Source organism: Frondihabitans sucicola (genome assembly GCF_030296615.1).
In the GTDB taxonomy this organism is placed as follows: domain Bacteria; phylum Actinomycetota; class Actinomycetes; order Actinomycetales; family Microbacteriaceae; genus Frondihabitans; species Frondihabitans sucicola.
In genome coordinates, this window is the sequence record NZ_AP027732.1 from 1,306,443 (window position 1) to 1,327,649 (window position 21,207).

Consider the following 21,207-nt stretch of genomic DNA (forward strand, 5'->3'; position numbering starts at 1 on the left):
CGAGGAGTCGAAAGTGCGTAAGTCAAAGATCGCAAGCGTCGGGGCCATCGGCCTCGCCGCAATCGTGGCGCTCAGCGCCTGTTCCAGCGGCGGCACCACGAGCGCCGGCGGCGGCGGGGTCAAGACCATCCCCGACGTCAAGGGGTCGGGCAAGACCCTCAAGGTCTGGGTCATGACCGGCGACTACACGGACGCCACGATCGCCGCCATCAACAAGGAGTTCACCAAGAAGACGGGCGCCAAAGTCGACGTCCAGATTCAGCAGTGGGACGGCATCACGACCAAGGTCTCGACGGCGCTCGCGACGTCGACTCCGCCCGACGTGCTCGACCTCGGCAGCACGCAGGTCGCCAGCTACGCCGCCAACGGCGCCCTGCTCGACCTCACGCCGTACAAGAAAGACCTCGCTCAGGGCCAGACCTGGCTATCCGGCCTCTCCGACCCGGCCACCGTCGACAAGAAGCTGTACGGCCTGCCCGGCTTCGCCGGTGCGCGCGCCGTCATCTACAACAAGACGATGTGGGCCAAGGCCGGCATCACCGCCGCGCCGAGCACGTACGACGAGCTGACCGCCGACCTCGACAAGGTCGCGGCCGCCAACAAGTCGACCTCCGACTTCTCGCCGTTCTACCTGCCCGGGCAGTACTGGTACGCCGGCATGCAGTTCGTGTGGGACGCCGGCGGGTCGATCGCGACCTCGAAGAACGGTAAATGGACGGCCGGATTCGGCTCGGCCAAGGCCCAGCAGGGTCTGACCGACTTCAAGACCTTCCAGAACAAGTACTCCTCGGCGGCCTCGCAGACCCTCGACACCGACAGCCCGGATCAAGACCAGATCTTCGCGGACGGCAAGACCAGCGCGATCCTGCACACCAACGGCGCCATCGGTCTGATCGAGAAGGCCAACCCGAAGATCAAGGACTCCGACCTCGGCAGCTTCCCGCTCCCCGGCAAGTCGGGCAAGACGCAGCCGGTCATGCTCGGTGGCTCCGACTGGGGCATCGCCGCCAAGTCGAAGAACTCCGACCTCGCCCTGGCGTGGTCGAAGATCGCGGCGAGCCCGTCGATCCAGTCGAAGTGGGTCTACAAGAACGACGGCTGGATCCCGAACAGCACCGAGGGCATCAAGGCGGCCGACAGCACGCTGAGCGACCTCAACAAGGGCTTCTTCAACGCGGCCCTGAACTCGAAGGCCACCCCCGCAAGCGGTAACTGGGCCAACCTCGAGGGCGACAAGAGCATCAACCAGATCTTCGGCTCGATCGCCTCGGGCTCGAAGACGCCCGAAGCCGCGGCCAAGAGCTTCGACTCCGCTGCGAACAAGCAGCTGAACAGCAAGTAGTGCCGAGGGGCGCTGCGCGGACACGCGCAGCGCCCCTTCTCCACGTCGCCCATCACCCCGACTCGTTAGGACCTCTTCGTGGCCATCACGGCAGTGAACCCGGGCTTCCGGATGAAGAAGAAACGCAGCCTCGCGCCCGTCTGGCTCCTCAGCCCCGCCGGGATCGTCATCCTGGCGGTCCTGGTCGCACCGATCATCTACCTGGTCTTCACGTCGTTCACGAACTACGACCAGCGCACGCTCTACACCGGCGCCTTCGATTCCGTCGGCTTCGCGAACTACGTCACCCTGCTGACCGACCCCGACTTCTGGTGGTCGCTGATCCGCACGGTGTTCTTCACCGCGGCCATGGTGATCGGCAGCATCGTCATCGGCACCGGTGTCTCACACCTGCTGACCCGGCTCGGGACCGCGATGCGCTACGTCGTGACCGTCGTCCTCATCTTCGCCTGGGGCATGCCGAACGTCGCGTCCTCACTGGTGTGGAAGTGGCTGTTCCAGCCCGGCTACGGCGTCATCAACTGGTTCCTCACTCAGCTGCACGTCTTCGGCGACATGACGAACGTCGACTGGTCGAACAACGCGTTCCTCTCCTACTCGTCCATCTGGATGCTGATCGTCTGGCAGGCGGTTCCCTTCATCGCCCTGACGCTGTACGCGGCCGAGACGCAGATCCCCGCCGAGCTCAAGGAGGCGGCCCGCCTCGACGGCGCCTCCGAGTGGCGCGTCTACCGGATCATCACGCTGACTTTCCTCAAGCCGACCCTGCTTCTCGTCACGATCCTGTCGGTCATCTGGGACTACAACGTCTTCAACCAGATCTGGCTCGTCTCGCAGGGCGGCCCGGACGACGCGACGTCGACCCTGGGCGTCTTCACCTTCAAGACGGCCTTCGTCGGGTTCGAACTCGGGCAGGGCGCCGCGATCTCCGTCGTGACGACGCTCGTCCTCCTGATCCTGACCGTCTTCTACATCCGCAACCTCATCCGATCGGGAGAAGACCTGTGACCACGACCGCGCCCGCCGGCATCGGCACCGACGTCCCCGAGACCGCAGACGAGGCTAAGAAGATCTCGCGAGCAGAGGCGAAGGAGACGCGCAATCGCCCTCGCCGACGCAAGAAGGTGCGCTGGATCTCGAACACGATCGCCGTCGTGTTCTCGATCGTCTGGATCTTCCCCGTCTACTGGATGGTCAACACGGCCTTCAAGCCGCGCTCGGAGGCGATGACCTCCGTGCCGCAGTTCCTGCCGGCGAACCCGACCTTCCACAACTTCATCGTCGCGTTCACGCAGGGCGACTTCCTGCTCTACCTGCGCAACTCCGCGATCGTCGTCGCCGGAGCCGTGATCCTCTCGATCCTGCTCGGCCTCTTCGCCTCCGCGGCTCTGTCCCGCTTCACCTTCCGGGGTCGCCGCACGATCATGGTCTTCATCCTTGTCGTGCAGATGCTGCCCGCCACGGCGCTGCTGATCCCGCAGTTCCTGATCTTCAGCCAGATCGGCCTGATCGGCACCTACGGCGGCCTGATGCTCGCCTACGTCGGGGCGGTCCTGCCGTTCACGATCTGGGTCATGCGAGGCTTCTTCCTCGCGATCCCGATGGAGGTCGAAGAGGCGGCCAGGATCGACGGCGCGTCGACCTGGCAGGTTCTCACCCGGGTGCTGTTCCCGCTGGTGATGCCCGGCATCATCGCTTCGAGCGTCTTCGCGTTCATCGCGGCGTGGAACGATTACATCGTCTCGTACACGTTCATGCAGGATCAGTCGCACTACACGCTGCCGGTCTGGCTCGCCTCGTTCACCACGCAGACCACCGGAACGGATTTCGGCGGCCAGATGGCAGCGTCCGTGCTGTTCTCGCTGCCGGTCGTCGTGTTCTTCATGATCATCCAACGCAACCTGGTCTCCGGCATGTCCGCCGGTGCCGTGAAGGGATAACCACAATGATCTCGCTCGTCCCCCAGCCGTCGTCGCTCGTCGAGGGCTCCGGCCGATTCGTCCTCGACGAACAGACTCGCATCGTCGCACCCGACTCGCTCGCCGGCACCGTGGCCTGGCTTCAGCAGGCCCTCCGCCCGGCGACCGGCCTGCCCCTCCGCGAGAGCGAGCGATCCGACGCCACCGATCGATCCGACGCCACCGATCGATCCGACCGCGCCATCGTGCTGGGCCTCTCCGCCGATCTGCGGCCGTCGGAGTACCGCCTGGAGGCCGGCGTCTCCGGCGTCGTGATCGAGGGCGGCGACGAAGCCGGGCTCTTCCACGGCGTCCAGACTCTCCTGCAGCTTCTGCCGACCGCCGTCTATCGTCGCGCCCTGGTCGCCGATGCCGAGTGGTTCGTGCCCTCCGTCACCATCGTCGACGCCCCGCGGTTCGGCTGGCGCGGCGCCATGCTCGACGTGGCCCGTCACTTCCTCCCGAAGCACGACGTCCTGCGCTTCATCGACCTGATGGCGATGCACAAGCTCAACGTGCTGCACTGGCACCTCACCGAAGACCAGGGCTGGCGGATCGAGATCAAGCGCTACCCGAAGCTCACCGAGGTGGCCTCGTGGCGAACGGAGTCGCAGGTCGGCGCCGGGGAGGACGCCACGATGGACGGCCGCCCGCACGGCGGCTTCTACACCCAGGACGACATCCGCGAGGTCGTCGCCTACGCCGCCGCCCGCCACATCGACGTCGTGCCCGAGGTCGACGTGCCCGGCCACTCGCAGGCGGCGATCGCCGCGTATCCCTTCCTCGGCATCGGCGGAGAGGCGAAACAGCTCGAGGTCTACACCCGCTGGGGCATCATCGAGGACGTCCTCGCGATGGAGGAGTCGACCGTCGAGTTCTACACCAACGTCTTCGACGAAGTGATGGATCTCTTCCCGTCGGCCTACATCGGCGTCGGCGGCGACGAGTGCCCGCGCGTGCAGTGGGCAGAAGACCCTCGCACGCAGGAGCTCATGCGCGAGCGAGGCTTCACCGACGAGGCCGAGCTGCAGACGTGGTTCATCGGCCGCCTCGACGAGCACATCACCTCGAAGGGCCGCAGGATCTACGGGTGGGACGAAATCCTGGAGGGCGAGATCTCGCCCTCGGCCACCGTCGCCTCCTGGCGCGGGTTGACCGGCGCGGTGACCGCGGCCAAGCGGGGCCACGACGTGGTCGCCTGCCCCGACGACCAGGTCTACCTCGACTACCGGCAATCGCTCGATCCGAACGAGCCGATCCCCGTCTCGATCCCGCTCACCGTCGAAGACGTCTACGCGTTCGAGCCCGTCCCCTCCGACCTCACCGAGGCGGAGGCGGCGCACGTCCTCGGAGGCCAGGGCAACATCTGGACCGAGCACATGGACTCGCCGCGCACCATCGACTACCTGGTGTTCCCGCGGCTGTCGGCGCTCGCCGAGGCTGTCTGGACGACCGGTTCGCGCGACTTCTCGGAGTTCGAACCGCGGCTCGCGCGCCACCTGGCTCGTCTCGACGCGGTCGGAGTCGAGTACCGTCGGTCGTCCGGCCCGCTACCGTGGCAGACGCGGCCCGGCGTTCCCGGCCGCCCGGCGACCCGCGAGGAGCGCGCGGCGTACATCGCCGAGATCGTCGCGAACATAGCTCAGTAAGGACCCCGCGTGGAAATCATCATCCTCCCCACCCCGGAAGACGTCGGCCGCGTCGCCGCCGATCTCATCTCCTCGGTCGTGAAGGCCAAGCCGACGGCCGTCCTGGGCCTCGCGACGGGGTCGTCCCCGCTCGACATCTACCACTCGCTCGCTACGAGGGTGGCCGCGGGCGAGCTGGACGTCTCGCAGGCCTCCGGCTTCGCGCTCGACGAGTACGTCGGAATCCCGCTCGAGCACCCGGAGTCCTACGCCGCGGTGATCGCGCGCGACGTCGTCGGCCCGCTCGGCATGGACCCCGCGAAGGTCCGGGTGCCGGACGGACGCGCCCTCGACATCGAGGCGGCGACGGCCGAGTACGACGCGGCGATCGCGGCCGCGGGCGGGGTCGACATCCAGATCCTCGGAATCGGTGCGAACGGGCACATCGGCTTCAACGAGCCCACGTCGTCGTTCGCGTCGCGGACGCGCATCAAGACCCTCGCCCCGGAGACCCGTGCGGCGAACGCTCGGTTCTTCGACGATCCCGCCGACGTGCCGACGCACTGCCTGACGCAGGGGCTCGGCACGATCCTGGACGCCCACCGTGTGGTCCTGGTCGCGCAGGGCGCGGGAAAGGCTGCGGCGATCGCCGCAGCGGTGGAGGGCCCGCTGTCGGCGATGTGCCCGGGATCGGCGCTGCAGCTGCACCAGCACGCGACCATCGTCATCGACGAGGCGGCAGCCGCCGAGTTGACGCTGTCGGAGTACTACAAGTACACGTACGCGAACAAGCCGGCTTTCCAGCGGTTCGAGTGACCTCCGGCTCGTTCCTCCTGCGGGGCGGCCTCGTCCACGACGGCACCGGTGCGCCGCCGGTCGCGGTCGACGTCGTCGTGCGCGAGGGGATCGTGTCGGAGGTCGGGCCCGGCCGCGGTGTCGCGCCGGACGGCGAGAGGAGGTCGTCGATGCCCGCGGCCTCGAGATCCTGCCCGGTTTCGTCGACGTGCACTCGCACGACGACGCGGCACTCTTCCGGCCGGGTGGGCTTGCGCCGAAGCTCGGGCAGGGCGTCACGACGAGTGTGATCGGCAACTGCGGCCTCGGCGTCGCCCCGTCGGCGGCCGCGCTGCTCGACTCGGCGGGCCCCGTCCTCGGGGCCTTCCCCGACGACCACTGGGTGAGCTTCGGCAGCTACCTGACCACCGTCGCGGCGGAAGCGCGCGCGGTCAACACCGTTGCGCTGGTGCCGCACGCGCCCCTGCGGATCGCCGCCATGGGCGCGGCGCGGCGCCCCGCCACGCCAGCGGAGTCGGAGCGCATGGCGGGAATCGCCTCCGACGCTCTCGACGCCGGAGCCGCAGGCATCTCCCTCGGCCTGATGTACTCGCCCGGTGACGCGGCCGAACGGCCCGAGCTGCTGGCGCTCGCGCGCGCAGTGGCCGCCCACGACCGGCTGCTCGTCGCGCACATCCGCAACGAGGCCGATCACCTCCGCGCCTCGATCGACGAACTTGCCGGCCTCGGCCGCGAGGCGGGCGCCGCCGTCCACGTCAGCCACCTCAAGGTCACCGGGCCGAGGAACGCCGGCTCGATGCCCGGCATCATCGACCACCTCGAGGGCCTCCGAGCGAGCGGCCTCGACATCACCGCCGACGTCTACCCGTACGACGCCGGCTCGACGACGGTGGTGTCGCTGTTCCCACCGTGGGCGCAAGAGGGCGGCGCCGAGGGGCTGCTCGGGCGCCTCCGCGACGTCGACAACCGGGCGGAGGTGCTGGCGAGCCTGACCGCGCCGTGGACCGACACCACGCTCGAGAACCAGTGGGCCGCGATCGGGCCGGAGAAGATCGTGGTCGTGGGGTTCGACGATCCTGCCCTCTCGGATTTGGAGGGGCTCACCGTCGCCGAGGTGGCGGTCGCGCGCGACCAGCAGCCCCTCGAGGCGCTGGCGGACCTCGTCCTGCTGACGTCGGCTCAGCTGACCGTGATCCTGTTCCACACCGACCTCGAGGGGATGAAGACCGCCCTCGCCTGGCCGCACACCCTGGTCGGCAGCGACGGCCTCCCGCGCGAGAACGGCACGGTTCACCCGCGCCTGTTCGGCACGTTCTCGCGGGCGCTGACGCTGGGGGTTCTGCCGCGGGGCGAGATGATCCGGAAGATGACGCAGGATGCCGCCCTCCGCTTCGGCATCGCCGGTCGCGGCCGGATCGCACCGGGTTTCGCGGCCGACCTGCAACTCGTCGATGCGGGCGCTTACGCCGACCGGGCCACGTTCGCGTCGCCCCGACTGTCCCCCGCCGGCCTCGTCACCACCTACGTCAACGGGGTTCGGGCCGACGTCGCGCCGGCCGGGCTGTTCCTGCCCGCAGGCACGTCCCGCTAGTCGCCCGCCTCGTCCCCTCGTCCCCTCGCCGCCGCGCCGCGCCTCGCCTCCTCCTGCCACCCGCCGCGTCTTCCGGCCCGCCAGCCCCGTCGGCCCCGTCGGCCCTGCCGTTCCCTCCCGTTCCCAGCCGTTCCCTCCCGAAATCGAAGGGGATTTTCGGCGGATGCCCCCTCCTGGCGCAGAAAATGGCGGCGGGACGCGGAATCCCCTTCGATTTCGGGAGGGAGGAGGGCAGGGGAGGGGGAGGGGAGGGCAGGGGGAGAGGGCAGGGGAGGGGGAGCTGGGTGGCGGGCGGGAGCCGGCTAGTGGGCGACAGGCGCAGGCGCAGCGAGCAGGTCGCGCACCGACTGCGGCTCGCGGCCGAGCAGGGTGCCGAGCAGCGGGTCGGTGCCTCGGAAGTAGCCGCCGGCAGCAGCCTGGTACATGCCGAGCATGAAGCGGGCGCCGGCTTCCTGGCCCGCGGCGGCCTGCGCGGCGATCCACGCGTCTTCGCCGAGGACCTCGAAGCCGATCTCGCGACCGGCCACCTCGGAGGCGATCGCGGTGACCTCGGCGAAGGTCGGAGCGGCGTTCGCCGTGAGTGTCGTCGGGCCGTCGTAGGCGCCGTCGGAGGCCAGGATCACGGCGGCTGCCTCGGCGGCGTCGCCACGCGACGTCCACGACACGGGGCCGTCGGCGGGCACGGCGACGACTCCCGTCTCGCGCCACGGGCCGAGCAGCCAGTTCAGGCTGTGCGCGTAGAAGCCGTTGCGGAGAGACGTCCAGGCGACGCCGGACGCGGCGAGCACCTGCTCGGTCTCGTAGTGGCTCTTACCGGGCCCGAACGGAGAGTCGGGTGCTGCACCCTGGTGACTCGTGTACAGGATGCGCCCGACCCCGGCTGCGACGGCAGCCTCGATCGCGACGGTGTGGAGAGCCAGGTGATCGGCAGCGGGATCGCTCGACGATACGAGCAGGAGCTGGTCGGCGCCCTCGAAGGCGGCGGGGAGCGACGCGGCGTCGGCGTAGTCGCCCTGGCGGACGGCGACGCCCCGACCGGCGAAGCGCTGGGCCTTGGCCGTGTCGCGGGCGACGACGACGATCTCGCTCGCCGGGGTGGTCTTCAGCAGGTGGTCGACGGTGGCGCCGTTGAGCGCGCCGGTCGCTCCGGTGACGATGATCATGAAAAGCCCTTCGTTGTTATCGATGAAATCAAAATCAGATTAGCATTGGAAACATAACGTTAGCAAGAATGCGTTATCGTTGATTCGTGAGCGCGACGATCCGACGAGAAGCACCGGCCGACAACCGTTCCCGCATCATCGCCGCGGCCGCTCGTCTGCTCCACGAGGAGGGTCCGGCAGCGGTCACCACTCGGGCCGTGGCGCACGGCGCCGGTGTCCAAGCCCCCACCATCTACCGCCTGTTCGGCGACAAGGACGGTCTTCTCGAGGCCGTGGCCGAGCACGTGATGGCCGACTTCGTCTCGGCGAAGGCCGCGATCGTCGAAGCGGCGTCCGCCGACAACGTCGATCCCCTCGACGACCTGCGCGCCGGCTGGCAGACGCAGATCGACTTCGGCGTGGCGAACCCGGCCCTCTTCCGATTGCTCAGCGACCCGGCTCGAGTGCTCGGTTCGCCCGCAGCCCGGTCGGGAAGACGTGTTCTCGAGGCGAGGGTCCACCGACTCGCCCTGGTCGGGCGTCTGCGCGTCACCGAGGAGCGCGCCGTCGGCCTCATTCAGGCGGCCGGAACCGGAGCGATCCAGGTGCTGCTCACCACGCCCGTCGAGGAGCGCGACGCGGGTCTCGCCGACGGGCTGTTCGATGCCGTTCTGGCGCAGATCCTGACCGACGCTCCCGAGCGGGCCGAGGCCGGGCCGCTCACGGCCGCGGTGGCCTTCCGGGCCGTCGCTCCGCAGCTCGATGTGCTCAGCGGCGCCGAACGAGCTCTGCTCGTCGACTGGCTGGACCGCGCGATCGCCGTCCTGTAGCCGGGCTGCCGCCTGCGGCCTGCCGCCTGCCTCCCGCGCGTCGGCCGGACTGCAGCCGCCTGCCGCAAAACGTCTCGCGGACAACTAGACGTGCCGCGGCCGGTAGGGATGTCCGCAAAACGTCTCGCGGGCAGGAGCGCCTCGTCGCGGCCGGTAGGGATGTCCGCAAAACGTCTCGCGGACAACTAGACGTGCCGCGGCCGGTCGGGATGTCCGCAAGACGTCTTGCGGCAGCGCGGCCCGGCCCGCCCCGGCCCGCCCCCGACCCCGCGCCTCAGAACCGCGTGACGATCCGACCGTCCGCGACGGGCAGCGCGCCCGCCTGTCCGCGACCGTCCGCGATGGTCGCGATCTCGGACCACTTGTCGATGGTCGTGCAGGGATGAGAGATGCCGAGCCGCACCAGATCGCCGACGGCGAGCGTCGACTCGGCGGGCAGCCGCAGGAACGCGTGCTGGTCGTTGAGGCCCGTGACGACGGAGCCGTCGACGGAACCGGGGATCCTGCTCGCCCCGGCCTGCGGCGCTCCCGGCGAGGTGCGATACGCCTCGATCGGCAGCGGCACCCTCGTCGTCCGCGGTGTCGCGGCGACCGACGTTCAGCAGCGCCAGGGTCGGTTCCGGCCGTGAGATCACACTCGCCCAGAGGTCGAGCGCGGGCAGGAAACGCTCGGTCGCGGCCGTGCGGCCGAATGGCGTGAGCCGCCGGTAGAGATCGTGGTCGTGGGTCACGTAGGCGCCCGAGCGGAGCACGACGCGTGTCCGCACGCCGCGCTGGCCGAACGGATCGTGCCGGAAGCCCAGCGCTTCGACCACGCGGTCGAAGTAGACGCTGCCGCCCGCGGTGAGGACGACGTCTCCGCCTCGCTCGAGCCAGTCGGCGAACCAGACGCCGTCGAGGACATCGCGGAACTCGATGAGGGTCGCCAGGTAGTCGTCGATCAGGCGAAGGGCGGCAGGATCCGTCGCGTGGCTGAGCGCGCCCTCGTACCCCGCGACGCCCGCGAGCACGAGGGTGTCGGCGTCCTGCACGGCTGCGGCCACCGCGAGCGCCGACTCGATCGAGCGAGCACCCGTGCGCCCACCCGGGGCACCCAGTTCGACCAGGATCGGCAACTGGCGCTCGGCCCCCGCCGCACCCAGCGCCTCGTCGACGAGCCGCACGGCCGCCACCGAGTCGACCCACATGAGCACCTCGCAGCCCGGTTCCGCGAGCCGCGCCAGGGCCGCACCCGAGAACGTCGTACCGGCCAGGATCACGTTGCGAACGCCCGCCTCGCGTGCGATTTCGGCCTGGTACGCGGTGGCGACGGTGATGCCCCAGGCGCCGGCGTCGAGCTGGCGCTGCCAGATCTCGGGAGCCATGGTCGTCTTGCCGTGCGGTGCCAGGTCGACGCCCGATTCGCGACACCACGTCGCCATCGTCTGGATGTTGTGGTCGAGCACCGTGGAGTCGATCGTCAGGATCGGCGTCGGCAGCTCTTCGAGCGGGATCGGCCAGGGACGCCTGGTGAACGCGATCTTGGTCGACGTCTCCGTGCTGGTGGTCATGATCTCTGTCTCCTGCCTGGAACGGGGTGCAGTACCGTCTCCGTAGGCCGCCTGTGATCGTCCCGCGCGGTGAGAGAAAGAATGGACCCCTCCATGACCGACAGCAAGACCCCCGTCGTCACCGACGGCGCCCCGACACCCATGACGACATTCTCGCAGGGTGTGCAGAAGAGCGGCTTCCTGTCGGTGTCCGGGCAGGGCCCGCAGGATCCTGCGACGGGGGCCTACCTGTTCCCGGGTGATCTGACGTCGCAGACGATCCGCACCCTCGACAACGTCAAGGCCATCGTCGAGGGCGCCGGCGGAACCTTCGAAGACGTCCTCTCGCTCCGCGTGTTCCTCACGCAGCGCAGCGACTTCGCCGAGATGAACGCCGCGTACGCCGAGTACATCACTGCCAACGTGCCGTCCGGCGCCTACCCGACGCGCACCACGGTCTTCGTCGAGCTGCCCAACGAGGCGATGCTCGTCGAGATCGACGCCCTGGCCGTCCTCGATCGCTAGCGCCGGGAGCCGACTCGGGCGTTCGCCGCGAGCCAGTGCGCGACGCCGTCGGCCGCGTTCGACTCGATGACGCCGGTGGCTCGGGCCTTCACCTCGGGGCCTGCGTTGGCGACGGCGTACGACTCGTCGGCCGCGGCGAACATGCTGAGGTCGTTGCGGTTGTCGCCGAAGCAGACGACGCGGTCGGCGCCGGTGAGGCGACGGAGGTCGGCGATCCCGTCGCCCTTCGTGGCGCCGGGTGCTGCCAGTTCCAGCCAGAACACGCCCGGCAGGTACGTCTCCTCCTGCAGGCTGACAGCGACCTCGCCGGCGAACTCGCTCCGCAGCACGTCGACGACGGGCCGGAGCTCGTCCTCGGGAGCGATGGCCACGATCGAGAAGGTGCCGTCGCGCCGGAGCTCGTGCGCGTGACCCACCGGACGGAACCGCGGATCCTGCCCTCGATCGCCGAGGTACCAGGCGATGCCGGGGCTCTCCGATCCGGCGACCCACCCGACCGTGTCGGCGTGCAACGCTCCGGAGGCGTCGGTGTCGACGGCATCGACGGAGTACACCAGGGGCGCGACTCCGAGGCGGCCGAAGGCTCCGAGCACCCGGTCGACGAGCGCAGGATTCAGGACCCGTTCGACGAGCGTCACGCCCGTCGCCAGCTCGACGACGAACGCGCCGCCGTAGACGACTGCGGGCCCCCGGAGATCGAGGCCCCCGGTCACTCGGCGCAGGGACACGAGCGAACGTGCCGTTGCGACGGTGATGGCCACGCCGTCCTGCACGAGGTCGTTGAGGGTCTCCCGCGTGAACTCGCTGGGGCGCGCGTCCGGCCCGAGGAGGGTGCCGTCGAGGTCGCAGACGTAGAGGGTGGTCACGGGACCATTCTGCGCGCGCCGGGTCGGGTGCCCGCTGCCCCCAGTTCGCGTCGAGGCGTCCACCGGTCGCTGCCCGGCTGAATCGACCCTTGACGCGGTGCTTGTTTTTTGCAAGTGTTAGCCATCTCATCAACCCGCTCACTCGATTTGGAGACTGCGATGCCCTCGATGTTCGTCAACCTGCCGGTGACCGACCTGGATCGCGCGAAGGAGTTCTACACCGCGCTCGGGTTCACCATCAATCCGCTCTTCACCGACCACAACGCCGCGTGCGTCGTCGTCGAAGACGACCACAACTACTTCATGATCCTCACCCGCGAGTACTTCCAGACGTTCACCGACCTCCCGATCGGCGACCCGTCCGTGGCGCCCTCGGTGTCGACGGCGATCTTCCTCGACTCGCGCGAGGACGTCGACGCCGCGACAGAGAACGGCCTGGGGGCGGGTGGGTCGGAGCCTCGTCCGGCCTCCGACTACGGCTTCATGTACCAGCGGCAGCTCACCGACCCCGACGGCAACATCATCGAGTTCGGGTGGATGAACCCGGCAGCCGCCGAACAGGGCCCGGACGCCTTCGCAGCCCAGCAGAGCTGAGGGGCGATGGCGGTCCGCGACTACGGGCAGTACGGCGCCCTCACGCAGGCGGTCGAGCTCGTCGGTGAGCGCTGGGCGCTCCTGATCATTCGCGATCTGCTGGTCGGTCCGCGCCGCTACGGCGAGTTGGCGGCGGGCCTGCCCCGCATCCCGACGAACGTCCTTGCGACGCGCCTCAAAGAACTCCAGGCGGCCGGGATCATCCACCGGATGCCGCGTTCGCGCGTCATCGTCTACGAGCTCACGCCGTACGGTCGCGAACTCGAGCCCGTCGTGCTCGCCCTCGGTGCCTGGGGCTTCAAGAAGCTCGGAGATCAGCGCGACGAGCAGATCATCACCCCCGACTCGATGACCATGGACCTCCGCACCGCGTTCCGGGCTCAGGTCGCGGCCGATCTCCCGGCGACGGCCTACTCGGCGCGCCTGGGGGCCGCCGAACTCCTCATCCGGGTGGCCGGCCCCGAGCTGGAGGTGTCGCGCGGTGACGGGCCGGCCGACCTCACCTTTGCGGCCGGCCCGGGGTTCCGCCGTGTGATCTCGGGCGAGCTCGCCCCGGATCGGGCGATCGGGAGCGGCGTCGTGGAGGTCCTCGGCGGGCGGCACGACCTCCTCGACCGTTTCGCGCGCACGTTCCATCTGGCGGCGTGAGTCCGACGGCTATGACGAGGCGAAGGGGCCGCCGACCGCTCAGCGGCCGGAGACGATGACGGTCTGACGCGACCAGGCGGCGGAGTCGAGCTGTTCGACCATGAAGCGCGCGACGTCGGCGCGCGACACCCGGCCGACGCCGGCGAAGCTCTCGACCGCAAGGATCCGACCCGTCGGCGGCGTGTTGGTCAAACGCGTCGGATAGACCAGGGTCCAGTCGAGGTTCGACGCGCGCACGGCTGCGTCGGCCACCTCCTTGGCCGAGTAGACCCGCCCGAGCATCGTCGAGAAGAAGGCCCGCTGGGAGGCGTTCGCGCCGTCGCGCGTCTCGCCGACCCCGAAGGCGGAGCACACGATGAGGCGCTCGATGCCGACCTTCTCCGCTTCGGGCACCAGGATCGCGGTCGAGGCGGCTTCCACGGGATGCGTCAGGCTCCGGGAGCCGAGCGCGTTCAGAACGGCCTGTTGCCCGTCCAGAGCCGCTCGCACGTCGACGGTGTTCGTCGCGTCTCCGGTGAGCGAACGGATGCCCTCGATCGTGCCGAGCTTGGTCGGATCGCGCACCAGTGCGGTCACCTCGTGCCCGGCGGAGATCGCCTGCTCGAGGACGTGCCTGCCCGTCCCGCCCGTTGCTCCCAGAACCAGAACTCTCATGGGTGTAGCCAACCACTCCGGCGGAGGCCGGTCCCGACGGCTGGCGTCCCGGCGAGTCCACCGCCACATGTTTCCGATCTGTAAACAAACCTTTCAGTTAAGAAGGTTGTCTATTACAGTCGTGGCATGCCTCGAACGAGCCGTCCCGGAACACCCGCGCTGCTGCGGGTCCTGAACGACAGGACCGCGCTCGGGCTGCTCCTCGAGAACGGCCCGATGACGCGCAACGAGCTGGCGCGCCTGTCCGGCCTCTCGAAGCCGACCGCCGCCGAGATGATCCGCCGCCTCGAGGAGGCCGAGCTGATCGAGGTGTCGGGCGAGTCGTCGTCCGGGCGGGGGCCGGCGGCCGTCCTCTACTCCGTGCTCACCGACCGCGCCATCGGCGTCGCCATCGACGTCCAGCCGCTCGGCATCACGTCGACGGTCGTCGACGCCACCGGCGCGGCCCACCCCGTCGTCTTCGAGGCGGCGGAGGAGGCGCCGGGCGAGCGCGACGCCGCCACCGACCTGGCCCGCGCCATCGACGCCGCCTGCGCTGCCGCCTCGCGAGACCCCGAGACGGTCACCGTCGTCTGCGTCGGCATTCAGGGCTCGGTCGAACCCCGCACCGACGATCTCGTCTTCACCGACGAACTCCCGGGCTGGCCCCGGCACGAGGTCACCGAGACGCTGGCGAAGGCGCTCGGCGTCGAGGTCCTGGTCGAGAACGACGCCAACCTCGTCGCCATCGCCGAGCGCCGCGAGGGCGCCGGGGTCGACGCCTCCACCTTCGCCCTGCTCTGGATGGGCAACGGCCTCGGGCTGGCCCTCGACTTCGGCGGGACGGTCCACCACGGCGCCGCCGGCGGCGCCGGTGAGATCGGCTACATCGGCGCGCCGATCGACGCGGTCGACTACGACCCGGAGGCGCGCCTGATCGACGACCTGGTGACGACGCGCACGATCGAGCGTCTCGCCGGTCGCCACGGGATCGAGGCCGAGACGCTGGCCGACCTGCTCGAGGCGATCTCCGCGGATCCTGCGCGCCTCGCGATCCTCGACGAGCTCGCGCCCCGCGTCGGGCTCGTCGTGATGCCGGCGCTCGCCGTCGTCGACCCGGAGCGGATCATCCTGCACGGGCCGATCGGGATCGCCTTCGGCGCCGAACTCGCCGGCCGTGTCGAAGCCTGGCTCGCCGAGCACAGTCGCTGGTCGACCCCGGTGCTGAACCCCACGATCACGCAGACGCCCGTCCTCCACGGTGCGCGGCACGTCCTCATCGACGCCGTGCGCCAGGCCCTCGTCGAGGCGGTGGCGCACCTGCCATCGGTCGGCGACGACCCACCCGAGTAGTCGCCCCCAGACCAGCCACAGTGTCGAAGCAGCCCTCTCGCAGGGCTCTTCGGTGCGCCCGAAAACCGCTCCACCCCGACAGCACTGCGCTCCACCCCGACAGGCACCACCATCCCCTAGGAAGTGAGGCTCCACCATGAAACGCTCCCTCTTCTCCCACAAACGACTGTTCGCCGCCGCGTCGCTGACGCTGGTCGGCGCTCTCGCGCTGACCGGGTGTTCCGGCTCCGGCGGCAGCAAGGTCGCTGCCGACGCGCCGAAGCATCTCTCCGGCACCGTCTCGCTCTGGCACTTCTTCACGGGTCGCGAGGCGGGGGTCATCAAGACCGCCGTCGCCGGATTCGAGAAGAAGTACCCGGACGTCAAAGTCGACATCCACGGCGGCCAGGACGACACCAAGATGCAGCAGGCCATCTCGTCCGGCCAGAACATCGACGTGGGCATGTCGTACTCGACCGCCATCGTCGGAAGCTTCTGCTCGTCCGGCGCCTTCCGCAACCTCGGGCCGTACATCAAGCGCGACAAGGTCGACCTGACCGACATCCCCAAGGTCGTGCGCGGCTACACCTCGTACAAGGGCAACCAGTGCACGCTGCCGGCGCTCGCCGACACGAGCGCTCTGATGATGAACACCCCCAGCTCGCCGCGGCCGGCATCACGACGCCGCCGAAGACGCTCGACGAGCTCGAGGCCGACGGCCTCAAGCTCACCACCTACAACGCCGACGGTTCGATCAAGCACCTCGGCTTCAACCCGCTGATGAGCTTCGAGGAGAACAGCCCCGAGCACTTCGCCCCCATGATCAACGGCTCCTGGCTCACGAAGGACGGCACCTCGAAGATCGGTACGAGCGCCGCCTGGAAGAAGCTCATCGCCTGGCAGAAGGCGTACGTCGACAAGATCGGGTACGCGAAGCTGCAGGCCTTCACCGCGGGTCTCGGCCAGGAGTTCGCGGCCGACAACCCGTTCCAGACGGGGCAGATCTCGATGGTCCTCGACGGCGAGTACCGCACGGCGTTCATCAAGTCGCAGAAGCCGGACCTCCAGTACTCCACGGCACCGACGCCCGTCCTGACCGGCTACGGGAAGTACGGCGCCTCGTACATCGCGGGCAACGTCGCCGGTATCGCGAAGGGGTCGAAGAACCCCGAGCTGGCGTGGGCCCTGCTGAAGTACCTCTCGCTCGACACCTCGGCTCAGGTCCAGATCGGCAACGGGCTGAAGAACGTCCCGACCATCACGTCGGCGCTGAACTCGCCGAAGCTCGAGGTGGACAAGAACTACAAGACGTTCATCGACGTGGCCAAGAACCCCGACACCATCACCTCGCCTGCCACCGCCGACGGAGCGGCCTACATCACCACGTTCACCAAGATGTGGACCAAGTACCAGTCCGACGGCGGCGATCTCGACGCGCAACTCAAGACGCTCGACAAGAACATCGACAACGAGAACGCTCTGACGGGTCCGTGATGACGACCGACACCACCACGCAGGCGCTGGCGCGGCGCGCACCCACCCGGGTGCCGCGCCGCCGGTCGGCCGAGCGTCGCCGGCGGCGGACCGCGCTGATCATGCTGACCCCCGCGATCCTGGGCCTGCTGGTCTTCTTCGTCTATCCGCTGCTCGCGTCGATCTACTTCTCGTTCACGCGCTACAACCAGCTCTCGTCGCCTCAGTGGGTGGGGCTGCTCAACTACCGGTACCTGTTCACGCAGGATCCCCAGGTGGGCGCGGCCGCTCTCAACACGCTGTGGTTCGTCGTGATCCTGGTGCCCGTCCGCATCGTGTGCGCTCTTGTGGTCGCGGGGCTGCTGGTCCGGGCGCGCACGCTGTCCGGCGTCTGGCGCACGATCTTCTACCTGCCCGCCCTGGTGCCGCCGGTCGCGAGCGTCGTGGCGTTCGTGTTCCTCTTCAACCCGGGCACCGGGCCGGTGAACCTGATCCTGAAGTTCTTCGGAATCCACGGGCCGCTGTGGTTCAACAGTCCGTCGTGGTCGAAGCCGTCGCTGGTGATCCTCGGGGTCTGGGTGATGGGGGACATCATGATCATCTTCCTGGCCTCGCTGCTCGAGGTTCCGAAGGAGCTCTACGAGGCGACCTCGCTCGACGGTGCCAACGGCCTCCAGCAGGTTCGGCACATCACGCTGCCCACCATCTCGCCGGTGATCGGTTTCGCCGTCGTGACGGGGGTGATCGCCGCGCTCCAGTACTTCACCGAGGCGGCGGTCGCCTCGGGGGTGGCGTCCGGTCAGGCGACGGTCGGCGGCGGGTCGAGCGCCAACCTCGGCTACCCCGGCACCTCGCTGCTCACCTACACCGAACTGCTCTACCAGCACGGGTTCGCGAACTTCCAGTTCGGCTACGCCTCCGCCATGGCCGTCGTGCTGTTCGTGATCACTGCGGTGCTGCTCGCCCTCACCATTCGTCGCATTTCCGTCTTCCGGCCCGAGGCCGACCAATGAGCGCAGCCGAACCGAGGCCCACCACACTCAGCCGACCGGAGGCCGACCGATGACCACCATCTCCCGCCCCCTCGCGACCACGAGTCGCGGGCGTTCCGCCCAGACCCGCCCCGCGAAGATCCTGCGCTGGATCGCGGAGCACGCGGCTCTCGTCGCCGTGGCCGTGCTCTGCCTCGCGCCGATCGTCTTCGTCGTCCTGACGTCGCTCATGTCGAGCAATCAGGCGCTCACCGCGTCGATCATCCCGACGCACTGGGAGTGGTCGAACTACGTCAAGGTGTTCACGACCGTGCCGCTGGCCCAGTGGTTCGGCAACTCGGCCATGTACGCCGTGCTCGCGACGCTCTTCATGCTGGTCTCGAGCGTGCCGGCCGCCTACGCTCTCGCTCAGATCAAATTCAAGGGCGCGAACCTCATCTTCCTGGCGATCATCATCACGATGCTGCTGCCACCGCAGGTGACGGCCGTGCCGATCTACGTCCTGTGGAGCCAACTGCACCTGACCGGCACGCTGTGGCCGCTGATCCTGCCGAACCTCCTCGGTGACGCGTTCAGCATCTTCCTGCTCCGCCAGTTCTTCCTCACCATCCCGAAGGAGTACGCCGACGCGGCGCGCACCGACGGCTGTGGAGAGTTCGGGGTCCTGCTGAAGGTGATCGTGCCGATGGCGCGTCCGGGCATCGCTTCCGCCGCGATCTTCATGTTCTTCAACTCGTGGAACGATTACTACGGTCCGCTGCTGTACGCGTCCGAGAACCCGAACGCGTGGCCGGTGGCCTACGGGCTGGCCACCTTCCGCGGGGTCCACGGCACCGACTGGAGCATCACGATGGCGATGACCGTCGTCGTCATGATCCCGGTCGTGATCATCTTCTTCTTCGCCCAGAAGGCATTCGTCGAGGGCATCGCCCTGACCGGAACGAAAGGTTGACCATGAAACTCAGCGTCGTCGGGGAGGCTCGACCTACACCCCCGAGCTCGTGGACGGATTCTCGAGGCTCCGCGACGAGCTGCCCATCGACGAGCTCTGGCTCATCGACCCCGACCCGGAGCGTCGCGAGCTCATCGGCGGGATCTCGCGCCGAATGTTCGCCCGTGCCGGTCACCCCGGCACGATCCACGTCACGGACGACCTCCGTGCGGGTGTCGAAGGTGCCGACGCCGTCATGTTCCAGCTGAGGGTCGGTGGCCAGCAGGCCCGCCACGGCGACGAGACCTTTCCGCACGACCTCTGCTGCATCGGCCAGGAGACCACGGGGCCGGGCGGATTCGCCAAGGCGCTCCGCACCGTGCCGGTCGTGCTCGAGGCGGCCGAGGTCGTTCGGAAGTACGCCAAGCCCGACGCCTGGATCGTCGACTTCACGAACCCGGTCGGGATCGTGACGAGAGCTCTGCTCGAAGCCGGCCACCGCGCCGTGGGGCTCTGCAACGTCGCCATCGGGTTCCAGCGGCGATACGCCGACCGCTACGGAGTCGACCCGTCCGCCGTCCGGCTCGACCACGTCGGCCTCAACCACCTCACCTGGGAGCGCGGCGTCCACGTCACGAAAGACGGCGTCGAGCGCGACATGCTGCCGTCACTCCTCGCCGACCACCTCGACGAGACGGCGCTCTCCGTCCACGCCGACCCGCGTCAGCTGGCCATGCAGCAGGCGCTGCCGTCGTACTACCTCCGGTACTACTACGCGCACGACGAGGTGCTCCGCGAGCAGCTGTTCGAACCGACGAGGGCGCAGGTCGTGTACGCGACCGAGCGCGCCCTCCTGAAGAAGTACGCGGATCCCGCCGTCGACACCAAGCCCATCGAGCTCGAATCGCGCGGTGGGGCGTACTACTCCGACGCCGCCGTCAACGTGCTCGCCTCGCTCACGACCAACCGCGGCGACACGCAGGTGCTCAACGTGCGGAATGATGGAACGATGCCGTTCCTGCCCGACGACCACGTCATCGAGGTGCCGACCGTCGTGGGTTCGGCCGGCCTCACGGCGCTCCCGATCGAACCGCTGCCGGCCGACATGGTGGGGCTCATCTCGCACGTCGCCTCGTATGAGCGGCTCGCCCTCGAGGCGGCCGTCCACGGCGGCCGCGACCGGATCGTCCGGGCTCTGCTCGCGCACCCGATGGTCGGACAGTTCGAGAAGGCCGAGAAGATGACCGATCTGCTGCTGGCCGAGAACTCGAAGCACCTGGCCTGGGCACGATGACCTCGCCTCACGGGGCGGAGGCCGACGCCGGACGCCGCGACGTCGTGCTGGCCGTCGACGGCGGCGGCAGCAAGACCGACGTCGTCGCGGTCACGGTCGACGGCGACCTCGTCGGGCACGCGCGCGGGCCGGGATCGAACCCGCAGGTGCTCGGACTCGACGAGGCGCTCGAGATCCTGGACCGTCTGCGCGACACCGTCCTCCGCCAGATCGGTGACGTGAACGTCGTCGAGACGCACGTCTACCTGTCGGGCCTCGACCTCCCCGCCGAGATCGCGGCCGCTTCGGTCGGGCTGGCGCACTGGTCGGCCGACGTGATCGACAACGACCTCTTCGCCCTGTTGCGGGGCGGGCTCGGCGACGAGGAGGCGACCGGGCAGGATGCCGTCGCGGTCGTCTGCGGAACCGGTATCAACGCGATCGGGGTCCGGCACGACGGTGCGACCGCGCGATTCCCGGCGCTGGGAGACATCTCGGGTGACTGGGGCGGTGGGTCGTTCCTCGGCGGCCAGGCGCTCTGGCACGCGGCCCGGGCGGAGGACGGCCGAGGGCCGTCGACCCGTCTGCAGCAGGACGTCCCCGAGGCGCTCGGCTTCGAGACGGTGCGCGACGTGACCGAGGCGCTGCACTTCCGGCGCATCGACTTCCGGGTCGTCTCCCGGTTGAGCCCGGTGCTGTTCGCAGCGTCGGCGGCCGGAGACGAGGTGGCCTCGCGCGTCGTCGACCAGCAGGCGGACGAGATCGTGACGCTCACGGCGACCGCGCTGAAGCGGCTCGACCTGCTCGACGTGCCGGTGCCCGTCGTGCTCGGCGGCGGCGTGCTCGCGGCCCGCCACCCGCGCCTGCTCGACGGTATCGACTCGGGGCTCGCGGCGCGCGCCCTCGCGACGACCCGCGTCGTCAGCGTGCCGCCGCTGCTCGGTGCCGGGCTGTTGGCGCTCGAACACGCCGGAGCGGTCCCCGCCGCCCTCGACCGGTACCGCGCCGCGGTCCTGGCGCAGAGCTGGATGGCCGCCGGCGTGTCTGCCTGACCCTGCCGAAAATCGAAGGGGATTCTCCGCCTGCCGCCGGTTTCATGGGCATCGAAGGGGGTGCGAGCAAAAT

Annotated in this window: 20 protein-coding genes and 1 pseudogene; 17 read left to right on the top strand and 4 right to left on the bottom strand. The window is 69.2% G+C overall.

The features are described 5' to 3' along the window. Nucleotides 1-13 precede the first annotated feature (13 nt). From QUE79_RS06875 to QUE79_RS06900, 6 genes and pseudogenes are all read left to right on the top strand, one after another. Entirely contained in the window at nucleotides 14-1,342 is a 1,329-nt protein-coding gene (locus QUE79_RS06875) for an extracellular solute-binding protein (RefSeq protein ID WP_286346018.1), read from the top strand. A 78-nt stretch (nucleotides 1,343-1,420) separates the two neighbouring features. Beyond that, on the top strand, nucleotides 1,421-2,350 hold the full coding sequence (locus QUE79_RS06880) for a carbohydrate ABC transporter permease (RefSeq protein WP_286346019.1): 930 nt from the start codon (nucleotides 1,421-1,423) through the stop codon (nucleotides 2,348-2,350). Further along, nucleotides 2,347-3,282 carry a carbohydrate ABC transporter permease gene (locus tag QUE79_RS06885; protein ID WP_286346020.1) on the top strand — a complete coding sequence of 312 codons (936 nt, stop codon included), beginning with the start codon at nucleotides 2,347-2,349 and terminating at the stop codon, nucleotides 3,280-3,282. The genes QUE79_RS06880 and QUE79_RS06885 overlap by 4 nt, the downstream gene beginning before the upstream one ends. Before the next feature lie 5 nt (nucleotides 3,283-3,287). Continuing rightward, complete coding sequence (locus tag QUE79_RS06890) at nucleotides 3,288-4,949, top strand: beta-N-acetylhexosaminidase (RefSeq protein ID WP_286346021.1); 1,662 nt, start codon at nucleotides 3,288-3,290, stop codon at nucleotides 4,947-4,949. Nucleotides 4,950-4,958: 9 nt separating this feature from the next. Then, nucleotides 4,959-5,744: a glucosamine-6-phosphate deaminase gene (gene nagB / locus QUE79_RS06895; RefSeq protein WP_286346022.1), complete on the top strand. Its 786-nt coding sequence runs from the start codon at nucleotides 4,959-4,961 to the stop codon at nucleotides 5,742-5,744. Between the two features lie 151 nt (nucleotides 5,745-5,895). Beyond that, nucleotides 5,896-7,314 (top strand): annotated as a pseudogene (locus QUE79_RS06900) (N-acyl-D-amino-acid deacylase family protein); the annotation flags it as partial. Between the two features lie 302 nt (nucleotides 7,315-7,616). On the opposite strand, the gene QUE79_RS06905 reads toward QUE79_RS06900, so the two are convergent. Next, nucleotides 7,617-8,477, bottom strand: coding sequence for an NmrA family NAD(P)-binding protein (locus QUE79_RS06905; RefSeq protein WP_286346023.1), 861 nt, complete (start codon nucleotides 8,475-8,477; stop codon nucleotides 7,617-7,619). An 86-nt stretch (nucleotides 8,478-8,563) separates the two neighbouring features. On the opposite strand from QUE79_RS06905, the gene QUE79_RS06910 reads away from it, so the two are divergent. Continuing rightward, the gene (locus QUE79_RS06910; RefSeq protein WP_286346024.1) at nucleotides 8,564-9,286 is read left to right on the top strand and encodes a TetR/AcrR family transcriptional regulator; all 723 of its coding nucleotides are present in this window, start codon (nucleotides 8,564-8,566) and stop codon (nucleotides 9,284-9,286) included. A 185-nt stretch (nucleotides 9,287-9,471) separates the two neighbouring features. Here QUE79_RS06910 and QUE79_RS26120 read toward each other — a convergent pair whose 3' ends face one another. Further along, nucleotides 9,472-10,836: an alanine racemase gene (locus QUE79_RS26120; protein ID WP_286346025.1), complete on the bottom strand. Its 1,365-nt coding sequence runs from the start codon at nucleotides 10,834-10,836 to the stop codon at nucleotides 9,472-9,474. A 93-nt stretch (nucleotides 10,837-10,929) separates the two neighbouring features. Between QUE79_RS26120 and QUE79_RS06920 the strand changes: the two genes are divergently transcribed. Beyond that, entirely contained in the window at nucleotides 10,930-11,340 is a 411-nt protein-coding gene (locus tag QUE79_RS06920) for a RidA family protein (protein ID WP_286346026.1), read from the top strand. Here the strand turns inward: QUE79_RS06920 and QUE79_RS06925 are convergent. Beyond that, the gene (locus QUE79_RS06925) at nucleotides 11,337-12,206 is read right to left on the bottom strand and encodes an HAD hydrolase family protein (RefSeq protein WP_286346027.1); all 870 of its coding nucleotides are present in this window, start codon (nucleotides 12,204-12,206) and stop codon (nucleotides 11,337-11,339) included. The two genes, QUE79_RS06920 and QUE79_RS06925, sit on opposite strands and share 4 nt — an antisense overlap. A gap of 159 nt (nucleotides 12,207-12,365) precedes the next feature. Between QUE79_RS06925 and QUE79_RS06930 the strand changes: the two genes are divergently transcribed. Together QUE79_RS06930 and QUE79_RS06935 are read left to right on the top strand one after the other, a co-directional pair. After that, nucleotides 12,366-12,800: a VOC family protein gene (locus QUE79_RS06930; protein WP_286346028.1), complete on the top strand. Its 435-nt coding sequence runs from the start codon at nucleotides 12,366-12,368 to the stop codon at nucleotides 12,798-12,800. A 6-nt stretch (nucleotides 12,801-12,806) separates the two neighbouring features. Further along, the gene (locus QUE79_RS06935) at nucleotides 12,807-13,448 is read left to right on the top strand and encodes a winged helix-turn-helix transcriptional regulator (protein ID WP_286346029.1); all 642 of its coding nucleotides are present in this window, start codon (nucleotides 12,807-12,809) and stop codon (nucleotides 13,446-13,448) included. A 39-nt stretch (nucleotides 13,449-13,487) separates the two neighbouring features. Here QUE79_RS06935 and QUE79_RS06940 read toward each other — a convergent pair whose 3' ends face one another. After that, nucleotides 13,488-14,102, bottom strand: a complete 615-nt coding sequence (locus QUE79_RS06940) for an NAD(P)-dependent oxidoreductase (protein ID WP_286346030.1) — start codon at nucleotides 14,100-14,102, stop codon at nucleotides 13,488-13,490. A 126-nt stretch (nucleotides 14,103-14,228) separates the two neighbouring features. Here QUE79_RS06940 and QUE79_RS06945 point away from each other — a divergent pair, with 126 nt between their 5' ends. From QUE79_RS06945 to QUE79_RS06975, 7 genes are all read left to right on the top strand, one after another. After that, nucleotides 14,229-15,434: an ROK family transcriptional regulator gene (locus QUE79_RS06945; protein ID WP_286346031.1), complete on the top strand. Its 1,206-nt coding sequence runs from the start codon at nucleotides 14,229-14,231 to the stop codon at nucleotides 15,432-15,434. 136 nt (nucleotides 15,435-15,570) lie between these two features. After that, a complete protein-coding gene (locus tag QUE79_RS06950; protein ID WP_286346032.1) occupies nucleotides 15,571-16,194 on the top strand; it encodes an ABC transporter substrate-binding protein in 624 nt (207 codons plus the stop codon). Further along, on the top strand, nucleotides 16,089-16,907 hold the full coding sequence (locus tag QUE79_RS06955) for an extracellular solute-binding protein (protein WP_286346859.1): 819 nt from the start codon (nucleotides 16,089-16,091) through the stop codon (nucleotides 16,905-16,907). The genes QUE79_RS06950 and QUE79_RS06955 overlap by 106 nt, the downstream gene beginning before the upstream one ends. Then, nucleotides 16,907-17,899, top strand: a complete 993-nt coding sequence (locus QUE79_RS06960; protein WP_286346033.1) for a carbohydrate ABC transporter permease — start codon at nucleotides 16,907-16,909, stop codon at nucleotides 17,897-17,899. The genes QUE79_RS06955 and QUE79_RS06960 overlap by 1 nt, the downstream gene beginning before the upstream one ends. A gap of 49 nt (nucleotides 17,900-17,948) precedes the next feature. Continuing rightward, a complete protein-coding gene (locus QUE79_RS06965) occupies nucleotides 17,949-18,830 on the top strand; it encodes a carbohydrate ABC transporter permease (RefSeq protein WP_286346034.1) in 882 nt (293 codons plus the stop codon). A 49-nt stretch (nucleotides 18,831-18,879) separates the two neighbouring features. Continuing rightward, the gene (locus tag QUE79_RS06970; RefSeq protein ID WP_286346035.1) at nucleotides 18,880-20,103 is read left to right on the top strand and encodes a family 4 glycosyl hydrolase; all 1,224 of its coding nucleotides are present in this window, start codon (nucleotides 18,880-18,882) and stop codon (nucleotides 20,101-20,103) included. After that, nucleotides 20,100-21,134 (top strand): N-acetylglucosamine kinase, encoded by a 1,035-nt coding sequence (locus QUE79_RS06975; RefSeq protein WP_286346036.1) that lies wholly within the window; start codon nucleotides 20,100-20,102, stop codon nucleotides 21,132-21,134. The genes QUE79_RS06970 and QUE79_RS06975 overlap by 4 nt, the downstream gene beginning before the upstream one ends. Nucleotides 21,135-21,207: the final 73 nt, after the last annotated feature.

Coding starts and splice junctions, on each gene's coding strand:
- QUE79_RS06890 (WP_286346021.1), top strand. CDS start 3,288: ATGATCTCGCTCGTCCCCCAGCCGTCGTCGCTCGTCGAGGGCTCCGGC.
- QUE79_RS06905 (WP_286346023.1), bottom strand. CDS start 8,477: ATGATCATCGTCACCGGAGCGACCGGCGCGCTCAACGGCGCCACCGTC.
- QUE79_RS26120 (WP_286346025.1), bottom strand. CDS start 10,836: ATGACCACCAGCACGGAGACGTCGACCAAGATCGCGTTCACCAGGCGT.
- QUE79_RS06920 (WP_286346026.1), top strand. CDS start 10,930: ATGACCGACAGCAAGACCCCCGTCGTCACCGACGGCGCCCCGACACCC.
- QUE79_RS06930 (WP_286346028.1), top strand. CDS start 12,366: ATGCCCTCGATGTTCGTCAACCTGCCGGTGACCGACCTGGATCGCGCG.
- QUE79_RS06935 (WP_286346029.1), top strand. CDS start 12,807: ATGGCGGTCCGCGACTACGGGCAGTACGGCGCCCTCACGCAGGCGGTC.
- QUE79_RS06940 (WP_286346030.1), bottom strand. CDS start 14,102: ATGAGAGTTCTGGTTCTGGGAGCAACGGGCGGGACGGGCAGGCACGTC.
- QUE79_RS06945 (WP_286346031.1), top strand. CDS start 14,229: ATGCCTCGAACGAGCCGTCCCGGAACACCCGCGCTGCTGCGGGTCCTG.
- QUE79_RS06950 (WP_286346032.1), top strand. CDS start 15,571: ATGAAACGCTCCCTCTTCTCCCACAAACGACTGTTCGCCGCCGCGTCG.
- QUE79_RS06960 (WP_286346033.1), top strand. CDS start 16,907: ATGACGACCGACACCACCACGCAGGCGCTGGCGCGGCGCGCACCCACC.
- QUE79_RS06965 (WP_286346034.1), top strand. CDS start 17,949: ATGACCACCATCTCCCGCCCCCTCGCGACCACGAGTCGCGGGCGTTCC.
- QUE79_RS06975 (WP_286346036.1), top strand. CDS start 20,100: ATGACCTCGCCTCACGGGGCGGAGGCCGACGCCGGACGCCGCGACGTC.